The 13745-nt window shown below is 55.5% G+C and carries 15 protein-coding genes and 1 tRNA gene; 5 read left to right on the top strand and 11 right to left on the bottom strand.

The genetic code is table 11. The features are described 5' to 3' along the window. Positions 1 to 3: 3 nt before the first annotated feature. From GO984_RS00165 to GO984_RS00200, 8 genes are all read right to left on the bottom strand, one after another. Positions 4 to 1083 carry a 2'-deoxycytidine 5'-triphosphate deaminase gene (locus GO984_RS00165; protein WP_157021164.1) on the bottom strand — a complete coding sequence of 360 codons (1080 nt, stop codon included), beginning with the start codon at positions 1081 to 1083 and terminating at the stop codon, positions 4 to 6. Positions 1084 to 1230: 147 nt separating this feature from the next. Beyond that, positions 1231 to 1307, bottom strand: a tRNA-Pro gene (locus GO984_RS00170). 59 nt (positions 1308 to 1366) lie between these two features. After that, positions 1367 to 2131 carry a MerR family transcriptional regulator gene (locus GO984_RS23520; protein WP_245230942.1) on the bottom strand — a complete coding sequence of 255 codons (765 nt, stop codon included), beginning with the start codon at positions 2129 to 2131 and terminating at the stop codon, positions 1367 to 1369. Positions 2132 to 2145: 14 nt separating this feature from the next. After that, positions 2146 to 2448, bottom strand: a complete 303-nt coding sequence (gene ihfA / locus GO984_RS00180) for an integration host factor subunit alpha (protein ID WP_138163288.1) — start codon at positions 2446 to 2448, stop codon at positions 2146 to 2148. Between the two features lie 104 nt (positions 2449 to 2552). After that, entirely contained in the window at positions 2553 to 3524 is a 972-nt protein-coding gene (locus GO984_RS00185) for a beta-ketoacyl-ACP synthase III (protein ID WP_157020596.1), read from the bottom strand. 14 nt (positions 3525 to 3538) lie between these two features. Continuing rightward, complete coding sequence (plsX, locus tag GO984_RS00190) at positions 3539 to 4651, bottom strand: phosphate acyltransferase PlsX (protein ID WP_157020597.1); 1113 nt, start codon at positions 4649 to 4651, stop codon at positions 3539 to 3541. Positions 4652 to 4688: 37 nt separating this feature from the next. Further along, positions 4689 to 4889, bottom strand: coding sequence for a 50S ribosomal protein L32 (gene rpmF, locus GO984_RS00195; RefSeq protein WP_157020598.1), 201 nt, complete (start codon positions 4887 to 4889; stop codon positions 4689 to 4691). Positions 4890 to 5115: 226 nt separating this feature from the next. After that, the gene (locus GO984_RS00200; protein WP_157020599.1) at positions 5116 to 5652 is read right to left on the bottom strand and encodes a YceD family protein; all 537 of its coding nucleotides are present in this window, start codon (positions 5650 to 5652) and stop codon (positions 5116 to 5118) included. Between the two features lie 85 nt (positions 5653 to 5737). Between GO984_RS00200 and GO984_RS00205 the strand changes: the two genes are divergently transcribed. The 3 genes from GO984_RS00205 to GO984_RS00215 all read left to right on the top strand — a co-directional run bounded on the left by GO984_RS00205 (position 5738) and on the right by GO984_RS00215 (position 8896). Continuing rightward, positions 5738 to 6205, top strand: a complete 468-nt coding sequence (locus GO984_RS00205; RefSeq protein WP_157020600.1) for an outer membrane protein assembly factor BamE — start codon at positions 5738 to 5740, stop codon at positions 6203 to 6205. Between the two features lie 59 nt (positions 6206 to 6264). Beyond that, positions 6265 to 7005 carry a GNAT family N-acetyltransferase gene (locus tag GO984_RS00210; RefSeq protein ID WP_157020601.1) on the top strand — a complete coding sequence of 247 codons (741 nt, stop codon included), beginning with the start codon at positions 6265 to 6267 and terminating at the stop codon, positions 7003 to 7005. 85 nt (positions 7006 to 7090) lie between these two features. After that, complete coding sequence (locus GO984_RS00215) at positions 7091 to 8896, top strand: ABC-F family ATP-binding cassette domain-containing protein (protein ID WP_157020602.1); 1806 nt, start codon at positions 7091 to 7093, stop codon at positions 8894 to 8896. Between the two features lie 221 nt (positions 8897 to 9117). Here the strand turns inward: GO984_RS00215 and GO984_RS00220 are convergent, their stop codons facing one another. Both GO984_RS00220 and GO984_RS00225 read right to left on the bottom strand, forming a co-directional pair. Next, entirely contained in the window at positions 9118 to 9873 is a 756-nt protein-coding gene (locus GO984_RS00220) for an SDR family NAD(P)-dependent oxidoreductase (RefSeq protein ID WP_157020603.1), read from the bottom strand. A gap of 51 nt (positions 9874 to 9924) precedes the next feature. Beyond that, positions 9925 to 10869 carry a GNAT family N-acetyltransferase gene (locus GO984_RS00225; protein WP_157020604.1) on the bottom strand — a complete coding sequence of 315 codons (945 nt, stop codon included), beginning with the start codon at positions 10867 to 10869 and terminating at the stop codon, positions 9925 to 9927. A gap of 46 nt (positions 10870 to 10915) precedes the next feature. Between GO984_RS00225 and GO984_RS23310 the strand changes: the two genes are divergently transcribed. Continuing rightward, on the top strand, positions 10916 to 11053 hold the full coding sequence (locus GO984_RS23310) for a hypothetical protein (RefSeq protein ID WP_167740158.1): 138 nt from the start codon (positions 10916 to 10918) through the stop codon (positions 11051 to 11053). A gap of 184 nt (positions 11054 to 11237) precedes the next feature. Here the strand turns inward: GO984_RS23310 and tyrS are convergent, their stop codons facing one another. Next, a complete protein-coding gene (gene tyrS / locus GO984_RS00230; protein ID WP_157020605.1) occupies positions 11238 to 12491 on the bottom strand; it encodes a tyrosine--tRNA ligase in 1254 nt (417 codons plus the stop codon). Positions 12492 to 12632: 141 nt separating this feature from the next. Here tyrS and GO984_RS00235 point away from each other — a divergent pair, with 141 nt between their 5' ends. Next, positions 12633 to 13739 (top strand): anhydro-N-acetylmuramic acid kinase, encoded by a 1107-nt coding sequence (locus GO984_RS00235; protein ID WP_157020606.1) that lies wholly within the window; start codon positions 12633 to 12635, stop codon positions 13737 to 13739. Positions 13740 to 13745 lie beyond the last annotated feature (6 nt).

A 13745-nucleotide genomic window follows, 5' to 3' on the forward strand; every position in this document is an offset into this window, starting at 1 on the left:
GCTTTATGCTTTTGTTTTGAAGTGCTTGGAGAGCTTTAGACCCTGGCCTTGATAGTTCGACGCAATGCCGGAACCATAGAGTTGTTCCGGCACCTGCGCCATTTTCTCATACACAAGTCGGCCGACAACCTGACCATGTTCCAAAACAAACGGAGCCTCGTGGCAACGCACTTCCAACACCCCGCGCGATCCGGCCCCACCAGCTGCATCATGGCCAAATCCAGGATCAAAGAAACCTGCATAGTGGACTCTGAACTCCCCAACCATGGCGAGGTAAGGGGCCATTTCAGCGGCGTATTCCGGTGGAATATGGACGGCTTCGCGGCTGACCAGGATGTAAAATGCGCCGGGATCCAGAATGATACGGCCTTGGGTGGTGCGGACTTCTTCCCAATAATCATGGGCGTCGTATTCGCCAATGCGTTCCAGATCAATCACCCCAGTGTGGGGTTTGGCGCGATATCCAACCAGATCACTGCCGGGCAGCTGCAGATCAACTGAAAAGCCGAGACCATCCTGAATGACCGCAGGCCCGTCGACCAATGGGGACTGGGCGTGAAGCAAATTCAGCTCATCGTCACTGAGGACAGCCTGACCCGTTCGGAACCGTATCTGGTTCAGGCGCATTCCCGGTCGAACCAGAACCGAAAAAGACCGCGGGCAGATTTCAGCGTATAGGGGGCCAGTATATCCGGGTTTGATACGATCAAATTCCACACCACCATCCGTAATGGTACGGGTGAGCAGATCCAGACGTCCGGTCGAACTTTTGGCATTGGCCACTGCGGAGACATCATCTGGCAGGTCCAGCTGCTCCATCAAAGGAACCACGTAGACGCAGCCTTTTTCCAGCACAGCGCCATCGCTCAGGTCGATGCGGTGCATTTCGAATTCGTTCAGACGATCGGCGACACTCTGGCCGTGTCCTGCCAAAAACGAGGCGCGCACCCGGTAGGCCATTGTGCCCAGACGCAGGTCAAGGCTGGCGGGTTGGATCTGGGCGGCTTCAACGGAAGGCGATCCGTTGATTTCGCCGCGTTCGATCATCGTTTCAATGGCTTGGCTGGGTAGTACGCCGGTCATGGTGGATCCTGTCTCTGGTCGTGCCATGAGTGCAACGACCTGCTGAGTCTGGCCTATTTTTAGTCTCGGCGCAATTCGACAAGTGCCAAGTATTGCTCGGCGGATAAACAAAACGCCCGGGTGATTTCTCACCCGAGCGTTTTTGTATGGTCGGGCTAGCAGGACTCGAACCTGCGACCTTCCGTCCCCCAGACGGACGCGCTACCAGGCTGCGCCATAGCCCGTTATTGAGAGCGTTCTACTGGATTTGAGGGCAGGGGCAAGAGGGAAATTTGGACTTTGATCAATTGGCAGGCTGATTGTTCTGGCCAGCCATAAGTGTTTTGAGTTGCCCGGCACAAATCAAGGCTTGTTCTTGGCTGGCTGCATCCAAAGAGGTGATGTTTGCCAGTTGAGCCAGAACGCCTGCATGTACCACAGTCAGCGAGTCATCAGCGATGTCTTCGATCTCGACAATCAGTGGAGTCGCCGCCACCGGCGGGGGTGCTGTGGTCGCATCAGTCTCGTTCAGGGCATCGATGGTTTCTGCAGGAACAGGGTCGGGCTCTGCAGGAATTGGGTCAGCCGCTGGATGTGATGTCGGAGATTGGCTTTCAAATTCAATCAGGTCAGCAGCCGCATCAAAGCTCTCTTCAACGGGAGAGCTCGGCGGGGTTGGCTCATGTGGAGCATCGAGATCCATATGCATTTGGTCCGGGACTGAAGGACGCGGTGCAACAAAATCTACAAAGGCGTCTTCGATCTCGACCACCGGCATCGGGTCCGCGGTCGCCTCTAGTGATGCCGAGCGCTCCGAAACATATGCAGGGCCGTGGTCGCGCAACAGGGCCTGTACCTGTTTGATGGTCTGGCCTTCGTCATGCAGGAGGTGCTTGATCCCGCCCAGCAACAACATGTCAGCGGGGCGGTAATAGCGTCGCCCGCCCGCGCGTTTAACCGGTTTGATTTGGCTAAATTTACTTTCCCAAAAACGCAAAACATGCGCCGGAATCCCTAACCATTCCGCAACTTCACTGATTGTGCGAAAGGCATCTGGTGACTTTGACATAAAATTTGGTCCTGTTACGAGCGGTTGCCGCCAGCGACACGATCTTTCATCAAATGCGAAGGCCGGAAGGTCAAAACTCGACGAGGTTGAATTGGAACCTCTTCGCCGGTCTTTGGGTTGCGGCCAATACGGGCGGATTTGTCCCGCACGCTAAAGGTGCCAAAAGACGAGATTTTTACCTGTTCGCCGCGGACCAATGCATCAGACATATGGCCGAGCATGCTTTCCACCAGCTGGGCACTTTCGTTACGTGAAAGCCCAACTTCGCGAAAAACGGCTTCGCTTAAATCCATTCGCGTCAGAGTCGTGTCACTCATAACCAATCCCCTTGTTTTATAAACAATAGGGCGTAGAGAATTTCCCTGTCAATATCAATGATTTGCAATGACCGGATTCGTAGACCTGTGTCTGGCTCAAAAACTTACCAGCGCAGAACCACTGAACCCCAGGCTAAACCGCCGCCAATGGCCTCAGCAACGATCAGATCGCCGCGCTTGATTTGACCCCGTTGCTTACCAATTGAGAGTGCCAAGGGAATCGAAGCTGCAGAGGTGTTGCCGTGGTCCTGAACAGTTACCACAACCTTATCCATGCTCAGTCCCATTTTCTTGGCGGTGCCCTGAATGATCCGTATATTTGCTTGATGGGGGACAATCCAGTCGACCTCCGGAGCTGTCAGACCAGCCCGGTCTAGGGCTGTATTGGCAGTTGAGGCCAGTTTTTCGACCGCATGGCGAAACACCTGATTTCCCTGCATCCGCAGAAAGCCGGTGTTCTGGGTCGATACGCCGCCGTCCACATACAAAAGGTCTTTGTAGCGCCCGTCCGAGTTCAGATCTGTGGAAAGAATGCCCCGGTCATCACTGTCTCCTTGGCCTTCCTGGGCTTCAAGCACAACAGCCCCAGCCCCATCACCAAACAAGACACAGGTCGAGCGGTCGCTCCAGTCCATGATTCGGCTAAACGTTTCCGCACCAATCACTAGCACGCGTTTGGCTTGCCCTGAAAGGATCAGCGCATTTGCGTTGCTCAGGGCAAATACAAATCCGGCGCAGACCGCCTGGACATCAAAGGCAAAGCCACGGGTCATCCCCAGGGCGGCCTGAACCATGGTTGCTGCGGACGGGAAGGTCAGATCGGCGGTAGATGTTGCCAGAACAATTGCATCAATGTCATTTGCTTCGCAGCCTGCGTCGGCGAGTGCGGCCTTAGCGGCATGTGTGGCCAAATCAGAGGTGGTTTCACCCTCGGCGGCAAAATGGCGGCGTTCAATCCCCGAACGGGAGCGAATCCACTCGTCTGAGGTTTCGAGCGAGGCTTCGAACTCTGCGTTTTCGACCACACGCTCTGGAAGATAATGTCCAACACCGGTAATCACAGCACGTCGCGTCATTCTATTGCCTGCCTTTAGTCTTTTTGAGTAGTTGCCCTGGCGAAGTCGCGGGCAGGTGTATCTTGGGTAAGCTCAACTGAGGATGCAACCCGTGCCGCCAGCTTTTCTGCAAAGCCTTGTTCAGCGAGACGGAACGCCAGTTTAACTGCAGCGGACACTCCGGTTGCATCAGCGCCACCGTGGGATTTGACCACGGTGCCATTCAGACCAAGGAACACACCGCCATTTACCCGGCGCGGATCGATTTTTTTGGAGAGACGCGTAAGCGATGGCAGCGCCAGCAGGGCCGCCAGTCGTGACAATATGGAATATTGAAAGGCGTCACGCAGCGTCGATCTGATCAAGCTTGCAGTGCCTTCGCCAGTCTTGATCGCAACATTTCCGGTAAAGCCATCAGTCACGATCACATCTGCGGTGCTGCCAGGAATATCACTGCCTTCGACAAAACCGACAAATTCAAAGCTCCCGCGATCGGCATGTTCAGCGATCAGCGCATAGGCTTCTTTCAGCTCGGCATGGCCTTTGTGTTCTTCAGTTCCCACATTCAACAACCCAACCCGAGGGCGGGCGATGTCCATAGAGTTGCGGGTATAGGACGTGCCCATCAGGGCGTACTGCAGCAGATCCTGGGCATCGGCCCGCACATCTGCCCCGACATCCAACATCACGTTGAACCCCTGAGGATTGCTCGATGGCCACAAAATTGCGATGGCAGGCCGGTTGACGCCGGGCAGCTTACGCAGGCGGATCATGCTGACAGCCATCAAGGCGCCAGTATTGCCACAGGAGACAGCCCCGGCGGCTTCCCCATGCTTAACTGATTCGATGGTTGACCACATCGAGGTGCCCTTGCCATTGCGCATGACCTGAGATGGCTTGTCGTCCATCGTCACAACATCGCGCGCATCTCGAACCTCAACGCGCCCATCTAAGACACGTTTCTTGGCAACCAGAGGTGTCAGCTGCTCGATTGGCCCGTGCAGGATGAACCTGATATCCGGGTTCATTTTTGCGGACATGGCAATGCCGGCCACCACAACTGTGGGACCGGCATCTCCGCCCATGGCGTCGACCGAAATGGTATTACGGCCAGCAGGTACCTGAGTATGGTCGGTTTGACCTGTCATGCGTAAGCCTGTCTGGCAAATGAGCGTATAACGGGGCTTATGCCGCGTCCTCGTCGATTTCGTCGTTGGTGCTGACGATTTCTTTATCGCCGTATGTACCACACGAAGGGCATACGTGGTGCGGGCGCTTCAGCTCACCGCAGCTCGGGCATTCGTTCGGGTTTGCAGCAACCAGGGCATCGTGTGCACGACGATTGTTGCGACGCGACTTGGATACTTTGTTCTGTTGGACAGCCATGTCTCAACCTTTGTCTATTGGGGCCGTGGGGCAGATCCCGGTGGCCGGATTTCGTTGTTCGTTTCAAACGGTGTGACGAGCGTTTAGGCCGCGGCCTGTCCGATGTCCAACCATAATTCCGATGAGCGCGCGAAAATACTGCGAATCCGACGCTGTGCAAGCGGTATTTAGGGCAGCAAAACGGATTGGACCAGAGCTCATATGTCTTTAATGCAATAAAATATCCCTAGTGATCCTTTTTGAGCTGATCCTGCAACTCGGCTAGCCCGGCAAACGGCCGGGTGTCTTCGTCCCGCATGGGTTCCTCTCCTGGTGCCGTGAACACGGCTTCGCCAAGTTCGACACCTTCTTTTCGCGGGTAGTGCGGTATCGCGAGTGCCAGAGCTTCTACCATTACTGCCTGAGGGTCGATATGGCTGCCAAGCAATTCAGCGTTGTCATCTTCTGGCATTTCCACCTCGGGTTCGTCGGAAGTTTCCATACCTGCAAGAAAAAAACGTTCAACCGGAACGTCGATACGGGTGGTCACTGGTTCCAGTGTGACGACGCAAACCTGTAGGGCTGTTGCACCAAGCTTACCGGTCAAGTGCCAGTCGCGTTGATTCTGGGCGTTTATCTCACCAGTGAACCTTAGTTTACGTAATCCACGCAAATCCAGTTCCGAGGCCAACGCCGTCATGGCGGCGGAATCAGGGCGAATATCAAAGCTTGTCGGGCTGTTTTGGGACAGATCGGCAACGCGTAGGGCAGGGGTATCAGACATCGCGGACACTTTCGTTTCTTGAACCGGAGGCCGGGTTTAGGTAATCGGGTTCAAAGGCGTTATCAAGCCGCGACGGGAGAGCAGCATGTTGTCATTGGCATATCGGTTGAAATCAGTGTTTAGAATCGTGGTTCTTACAGGGGCAGGGTTGGCACTGGTCAGCTGCGCTGGCCAATACCGCAATCATGGTTATGTGCCCAGTGAAGAGGACTTGGCCGAGGTTGTTCTTGGCGTCGATACTCGGGATTCTGTCGCTGAAACAATAGGTGCTCCGTCGTCTTCCGGAGTTTTAGATGCTAGCGGATATTACTACATCGCCACCCGGTTGCGTCATTATGGTCCCAGTGAGCCCAAACCGGTTTCGCGTGAACTGGTCGCCATCAGCTTTGATCAGGCAGGTGTTGTCAGCGGGGTTGAACGTTATGGGCTTGAGAACGGTAATGTGATTCCTTTGCAGCGGCGAGTGACCAGTACGGGCGTTCAGGATAAAACATTCCTGCGCCAGCTGATGGGTAGCTTGGGCAACATAGGACCAGGTGATCTCCTTCAATAAAGGGGGGCGGTGTCAATTGGCCCAATCAAGGCGTCTTGTTGACGTTGCGGAGATCAGCCATGCCACATCCCACTGAAATCCTGAGCAAGGGGCACTACCGTGCCCGATTTGCTCAGGGTGACCGCGATCTGTCCGCCGCGCAGAGTTTCCGAAGCCAGTGCTTTGGTATCACAACACCTGATCTGGATCGTTTTGATGACTCGTGTCACCATATCCTGATCGAAGATATCCGCTGTGACATGCTGGTGGGGTATTTTCGCGTTTTGCACCTTGCTGATGGTGCCTGTGTCCCACAGAGCTACTCAGCGCAGTTCTACGATTTGTCCGGGCTTGAACAATACTCAGGTCCAATGGCTGAAATGGGACGGTTTTGCATTCATCCCAACGTAAATTCTCCCGATATTCTGCGTTTGTCTTGGGGAGCGCTGACCTGCATCGTTGATGACATTGGAATTCAAATGCTGTTTGGCTGCACGTCTTTTGCTGGCACTCAGGCAGATCGCTATCTTGATGCGTTTGCAGTCCTCAGGCACCGCCACCTGGCGCCTAACCTCTGGCTACCGCAGGTTGGGTCGCCAAAGGTATTTAAGTTTGATCTGCTGTCGCAATATAAGCCTGATTTGAAACGGGCCATGTTGCAAATGCCCCCCCTGTTACGAAGCTACTTAGCGATGGGAGGGTGGGTCAGTGACCATGCGGTGGTTGATGCCGAATTGAATACCATGCATGTGCTCACCGGGCTCGAAGTTGCTACAATCCCTGACAGTCGCAAACGTCTGCTCAGGGCTGTTGCTGGGTAAGTTTTGGTCTCTGGTACAGCAAGAAAACCGGCCTGATCCGTGCCGAGGCGTTGACCTGCCTCTGGGGGCGCGGTAGCTGGCGGATATGGCACGTATTCCTCTTTTGCAGATGTCCGGTATTTCGCTGACCTTTGGTGGTGAGCCGGTTTTTTCCGATCTTGATCTGGTGGTTCAACCCAGCGACCGTGTGGCGCTGGTTGGGCGCAACGGGTCTGGTAAATCCACTTTGATGAAGGTGATGGCCGGGCTGGTCGAGGCCGACACTGGCACCATTGTTACCCCACCGGGGCGCTCCGTTGGTTATATGGAACAAGACCCCACGATGGATGGTTTTGCCACGCTGGGCGATTTTGCCTGTAGCGGGTTAGAGCCAGGGGAATTGTACAAGGTTGAGCGGGCAGGCGAAGGGTTGAAGTTTGACCCCTCGCGCAGCGTTGAAACCGCTTCTGGCGGTGAGAAACGCCGCGCGGCACTTGCCAAGCTGATGGCAGAAGCGCCGGATTTGATGTTGCTGGACGAACCTACCAACCACTTGGATATCGAAGCAATTGGGTGGCTGGAACGCGAGTTGAAGTCGACCCGAACAGCCTTTGTGCTGATTTCACACGACCGTGCATTTCTACGCGCGCTGACCCGAGCCACCTTGTGGATTGATCGCGGTCAGGTGCGACGTCAGGAAAAAGGGTTTGATGCTTTTGAAGCCTGGCGGGATACCATCTGGGAAGAAGAGGACATGCAGCGCCACAAGCTGAACCGGCTGATTAAATCCGAAGCTCGGTGGGCGGTGGAAGGCATCAGTGCGCGACGCAAGCGCAACATGGGACGGGTGCGCGCGCTGCGGGATCTGCGCGAACAGCGTGCGGGTCAGATCAAACGTCAGGGCACAGCCGATTTCGCCCTGGATACCTCACCCAAGTCCGGGCGTAAGGTGATCGAAGCAGAGCGCTTGACCAAAGGATTTGGCGACAAACAGATTGTGGTTGATTTCGATCTCAAGGTGCAGCGCGGTGATCGGGTGGCTTTTGTTGGCCCCAATGGGGTGGGAAAAACCACCTTGCTGAAGATGTTGTTGGGGCTGGAAGCACCAGATTCTGGCTCCGTCAAACAGGGTACCAAGCTGGAAATCGCCATGTTCGACCAGACACGCGACCAATTGAACCCCGATTTAAGCCTGTGGGACAACCTGACCACTGATCCCGAAATGGGCGTTTCGGGTAAGTCCGATCAGGTGATGGTGCGTGGCATGCCCAAGCACGTGGTTGGCTATCTCAAGGATTTCTTGTTTGATGAACGTCAGGCCCGTGCTCCGGTACGGTCGCTGTCGGGAGGTGAAAAGGCGCGGCTTTTGTTGGCCAAGCTGATGGCGCGGCAAAGCAACTTGTTGGTTTTGGATGAACCGACCAACGATCTGGATATCGAAACGCTGGATCTTTTGCAGGAGCTGCTGGACAGCTACGACGGCACAGTGCTGCTGGTCAGCCACGATCGGGACTTTCTGGACCGGGTTGCGACCACCACCATCGCAATGGAAGGCGATGGGCGTGCCACCGCCTATGCCGGTGGGTGGAGCGATTACCTGAATCAAAAGGGACCATCTGAAGCTGAGCAGGCAGAGAAAGCAAAATCGGCTAAGGTGAAAGTCAAGCAAGAGACCAAGGTGGTGTCTGGGCTGTCTTTCACTGAAAAACACCGGCTAGAGGCCCTGCCTGAAGAGATCGAACGTCTGGAACAAGAGATCGCGAAACTTGAAGGGCTGATGGCTGACCCAGAGCTGTTCACACGCGAACCGGTGAAGTTCAAAAAAGCCAGCGAGGCCCTGGTGCAGCGGCAGCAAAAACTATCTGCATCCGAGGAGGAATGGATGGAGCTGGAAGAGAAAGCCGGGGGTTAATTGTTTCGCGCGCGAAACATCCATTAAAAATGGAGAGATTTCTGTAAGGGAAAAGTCACAGTATTTGCTCGGTAGTAAATGAAGAGTTTTATCGAGTCCGTAGTGTAAGCTACTAAAGATATTGAATAATATGTGGGATTGAATGGTCTCTGCGATTTGATGAAGCTATGGTTTACGCAACGGTCGGAGGTGCTGCGTTGAACGCAACACCTCCTGATCAATCAGCGCATGCGCAGCGCGCCGTCAAGCCGAATGACCTCTCCATTGAGATAGCCCATTTCAACGATGAATCCGGCCATCCGGCCATATTCAGAGGCCTCTCCCAGACGCGGTGGATTGGGCACATCCGCTGCCAGTTGTTGTTGTACCTCTTCGGGCAAACCCGCCAACATTGGTGTCATGAAGATACCTGGCGCAATGGTCATCACCCGAATGCCGGTTGAAGCCAGATCGCGGGCCATTGGCAGGCACATGCCAACCACACCACCCTTGGAGGCGGAATAGGCGGCTTGGCCCTTTTGGCCATCAAAGGCAGCAACGGAAGCCGTATTGATAATGACACCGCGCCCTCCATCGGGTTCAGGATCATTCTTGGCGATTTCAACCGCTGCCAGTCGGGCGACGTTGAAGGTGCCGATCAGGTTGATGTCGATGGTACGTTGAAAGGCGTCCAGTGGATGTGGTCCATCGCGGCCTACGGTTTTGATACCAAAAGCAATGCCAGCACAGTTCACGCAGGCTGAAATCCGGCCCATTTTCTCAACAGCATAGGCCATTGCAGCGGCAACCGAGGTCTCATCGGTGACATCCGTTTGCACAAAATGTCCGCCGATTTCGGCAGCCACGGCAGCGCCACGTTCGGCGTCGCGGTCAAGAATGGTGATCTGGGCGCCATTTTCAGCAAAGTGACGCGCTGTGGCTTCTCCCAAACCCGAAGCGCCGCCCGTGATGACGGCGGCGGTTGTGGATAATTTCATGAGCAGGGCTCCTCGCGTTATCTGAACATACGTTCAGATAAACAAGATCACCTAGGCCTGTCCAGTTTTCCGGGGCGTCATTAAGCGACGGTCCAGCGCAGCAAGTGGTCCAAGCAAGCGCCCCATGGGCGGCCAATAGGCCCAGGTCCCGCCCAAGCTATGTAGTTTTGCTCCGGTCCCCAGTTTGAAACGGGCCAGCCCGGCGGCGTCTTCTGTGTTGATCAATCCCAGATCCAGCTGCAGGTAGTCCTGTGCCGCGAGCCAGTTCATCGCTTTCCACATCAACAGGTTATGGGCAGAGAGACTGCGGCCCCGGTCTGTTGAATGGCTGATATGATAGGTGGCGCTGTTGCCATGACACAGGATAAGCACGGCTGCGATCACCTCGCGACCTTCGAACGCCTGAAACAGTTTTGCCTTGCCGGGGTTTTCATGCACATAGGCCAATGTCAGGTCGATGGGCCAATTGCGGTAGCCGCGCTGGCCCTGCTGTTTGGCATCCGCCTGGAGCAACCAGTGATCCGGGTCCAGCGGCATGTTTTTACATTTGACCTGTAGGTTTTGCGATTCAGCATGGTTTAACCGGTTGCGCCATTTTTGATGTAATGCGGCGCGGCGTTCTGACTTTGACGTGGTCAGCCCAAGTTGCGCAACCTGCGCCGGGCTGATCAGGGGAACAGCGCCGAGTTTCGCCAGATCTGGCGTGGGTGACTGTGGTGATAGGATTACGGGCGTCCGGCGCAGTCCATTTTCCTGCAGCAGTTCCAACAACCTGAGTGGCTTGGTGATCTGTGCCCGGTTGACCATTGCAACATCAATACGGCCCCAAAAGCGTTGTTGCATAACAACTGTGTCGCCCAACTGATCAAGGACCAGAGGCTTTTGACCACGCAGCTGTACCGCGCGGGTAAATTCCTGCGATTGGGCCAAGGCGTGGATGGGGACTGAGCGTTGAATGGGGCGGGGCCTGACGTCTGCTGGCATGAAATCGAACATAGGCGCCATTAACGCCGTATAAACCTAAATGATGGTTAATGAGGCTATGAAAAATTCTATTCAAATCCTCGGCCACAGTGCCCCCGCGCCACGTATGACCAAAGCCGCTGCAGTGTTACTGGCTACAGCACTATCTGTACCTGTGTTCCTGGCCCTTAGTGTACTTGATTATTTGGTTCTGTAGACTGCTTTTGCGGAGCCGTCTCTCGAACCCTGCGTCCTCACCGAACAGGTCCGCGCCGCGCCTGGCGTGGCGCCCGGCCCAACGGGAGGAAGGTATCTTTGATATCTTACTCCGGGCGGGAGCTGTTGGTTAGGCATCAAGGGCCGTGCGAACGGCCCTTGTCTGGTCATTGAGGTTGGTTGTCCTATGCGTCCAGTTGCACCAGGGCATGGCGCTTTTTACCTGCGCTTAATTTGATCGGAGAGGTCAGCGCCGCAGCGTCAATCATTAGCCCTGCATTGGTCAATGGTTCGTCATCCAGCCTGGCGCCGTTTTCCTTGATCAGACGTTTGGCGTCTTTGCCGGATTTGGCGAGGCCGGATTTAACAATCAGTTGAACGATGGACATGCCATCACCAAGGTCAGCGGCTGACAAAGACAGGGTTGGCAGGTCGTCGCCCACGCCACCTTTTTCAAACACTTCACGAGCGGTTGCTTCGGCGGCCCTGGCGGCTTCGGCACCGTGCAGCAGGGTTGTCACTTCGTTCGCAAGACGGACTTTGGCCTCGTTGATCTCGGACCCTTCCAGTGCGCCCAGACGGTCGCATTCGTCCACTGGCAACTCGGTATAAAGCTTCAGGAACCGGCCAACATCCGCATCTGTTGTGTTGCGCCAAAACTGCCAGAATTCATAAGACGACAACATGTCCGGGTTCAGCCAGATCGCGCCGGACTGGGACTTTCCCATTTTCTTGCCGTCCGAGGTGGTCAGCAGCGGTGAGGTTAGCCCATAAACTTCGCCTTCGATGGTGCGGCGGGTCAGGTCGATACCGTTGACGATATTGCCCCACTGATCCGAGCCACCCATTTGCAGAACGCAGCCATAGCGGCGGTGCAGTTCCATAAAGTCATAAGCCTGCAGGATCATGTAGTTGAATTCGAGGAAGGACAGCGACTGTTCGCGGTCCAGGCGTGATTTCACCGATTCAAAGGCCAGCATCCGGTTGACCGAAAAATGCCGACCAATGTCGCGCAGAAACTCCAAGTAGTTCAGACCGTCGAGCCATTCGGCATTGTTGATCATCACAGCGCCGTTTTCACTGTCGTTGTAATCGACGTAGGCCGAGAACACTTTCTTGATGCCGGCGATATTGTCGTCGATCTGTGCTTCGGTCAGCAGCGGGCGTTCATCCGCGCGAAACGACGGGTCGCCCACTTTGGTCGTGCCGCCGCCCATAAGCGTGATTGGCTTGTGACCAGTTTTTTGCAACCAGCGCAGCATCATGATTTGGATCAGCGATCCAACGTGCAATGACTTGGCAGTGGCATCAAACCCGATATAGGCGGGTTGGCCGGGTGTCATCAGGGCTTCGTCCAGGCCTTGATAATCGGTGCAATCGGCAAGAAAGCCGCGCTCCATCATGGTGGCGATGAATTCCGATTTGGGGTGATAGGTCATGATGTGCCTCGGCTATGGTATGCGTCGGCTTGTATAAAACGCAATTGCGGCAGTGGGAACCGGTTTTCGGCAGAAAAAACAGCGCCTATAGTGGCGGATAACGGGCCAAGGCAAGCCCCGCTGCGGCATAAGGGATAGAGCATGGCGAAAGCGATAGCAAAAACGGGTGTGGTTACTGCGCTGGGAATGATGAGCGGCACCTCGCTGGATGGGGTTGATGCGGCTGTTATCGACACGGACGGGATCCGAATTCACAACTTTGGTGCCAGTGGGTATCGCGCCTATTCCGAGGCTGAGCGAACCTGCTTACGCGCAGCACTGGGACACTGGGGCGGTGCCGAGGCTGAGGCCGCCGCCGAGGTAGTAGATGACGCTCATGCTGAGCTGCTGTCAGGGTTTTCTGACTATGATGTTGCAGGGTTTCATGGGCAAACTCTGGCCCATGCGCCACGTCAGCAGGGGACCTATCAGGTCGGCGACGGTGCGATGCTGGCGGCCAAAACAGGTCGGCCTGTTGTTTGGGATTTTCGCTCTGATGACGTTGCGATGGGCGGCGAAGGTGCGCCTCTAGCACCCTTCTTCCATTTTGCCTGCGCGAAATATTTGAACCTGAAAAAACCAGTTTGTTTTCTCAATCTCGGCGGGGTTGGGAACCTGACCTATGTCGATCCGCGGTTTGACACGCCGGAAGAGGCCGGGGCCTTGCTGGCCTTTGACACCGGACCAGCCAATGCGCCCGTCAATGACCTGATGCAGGCGCGGTTGGGGCTGAACATGGATGCGGATGGGCGGTTGGCTCAGTCCGGGACCGTTGAAACCGGGGCGCTCGAACTGTTTTTGGCCGAATCCTATTTCTCACGGCTGCCGCCCAAATCTCTGGACCGAAATGATTTCTCTGAAATGATCAATTTGGTTGGCGAGTTAAATGACGCAGATGCCGCCGCAACATTGACTGCGATGTGTGCAGCAGGTGTGGCGCAGGGTATGCAGCACTGCCCCGAATCCCCCTCTAGCGTTTTGGTCACTGGCGGCGGCCGTCACAATCCGGTGCTGATGCAGATGTTGGAGGTCTCGCTCGATTGTCCGGTTCAAAAGGTCGAAGAGCTGGGTCTGGATGGAGACATGCTGGAGGCGCAAGCCTTTGCCTATCTGGCGGTCCGGGTGGCGCGTGGCATGGCCACCTCTGCCCCCGGTACAACCGGAGTTAGTGCTTGTGTGGGCGGTGGCGTGGTGAGTCTCCCTGGATAAAGGATA

Origin of the sequence: Parasedimentitalea huanghaiensis (assembly GCF_009753675.1) — a bacterium.
In the GTDB taxonomy this organism is placed as follows: domain Bacteria; phylum Pseudomonadota; class Alphaproteobacteria; order Rhodobacterales; family Rhodobacteraceae; genus Parasedimentitalea; species Parasedimentitalea huanghaiensis.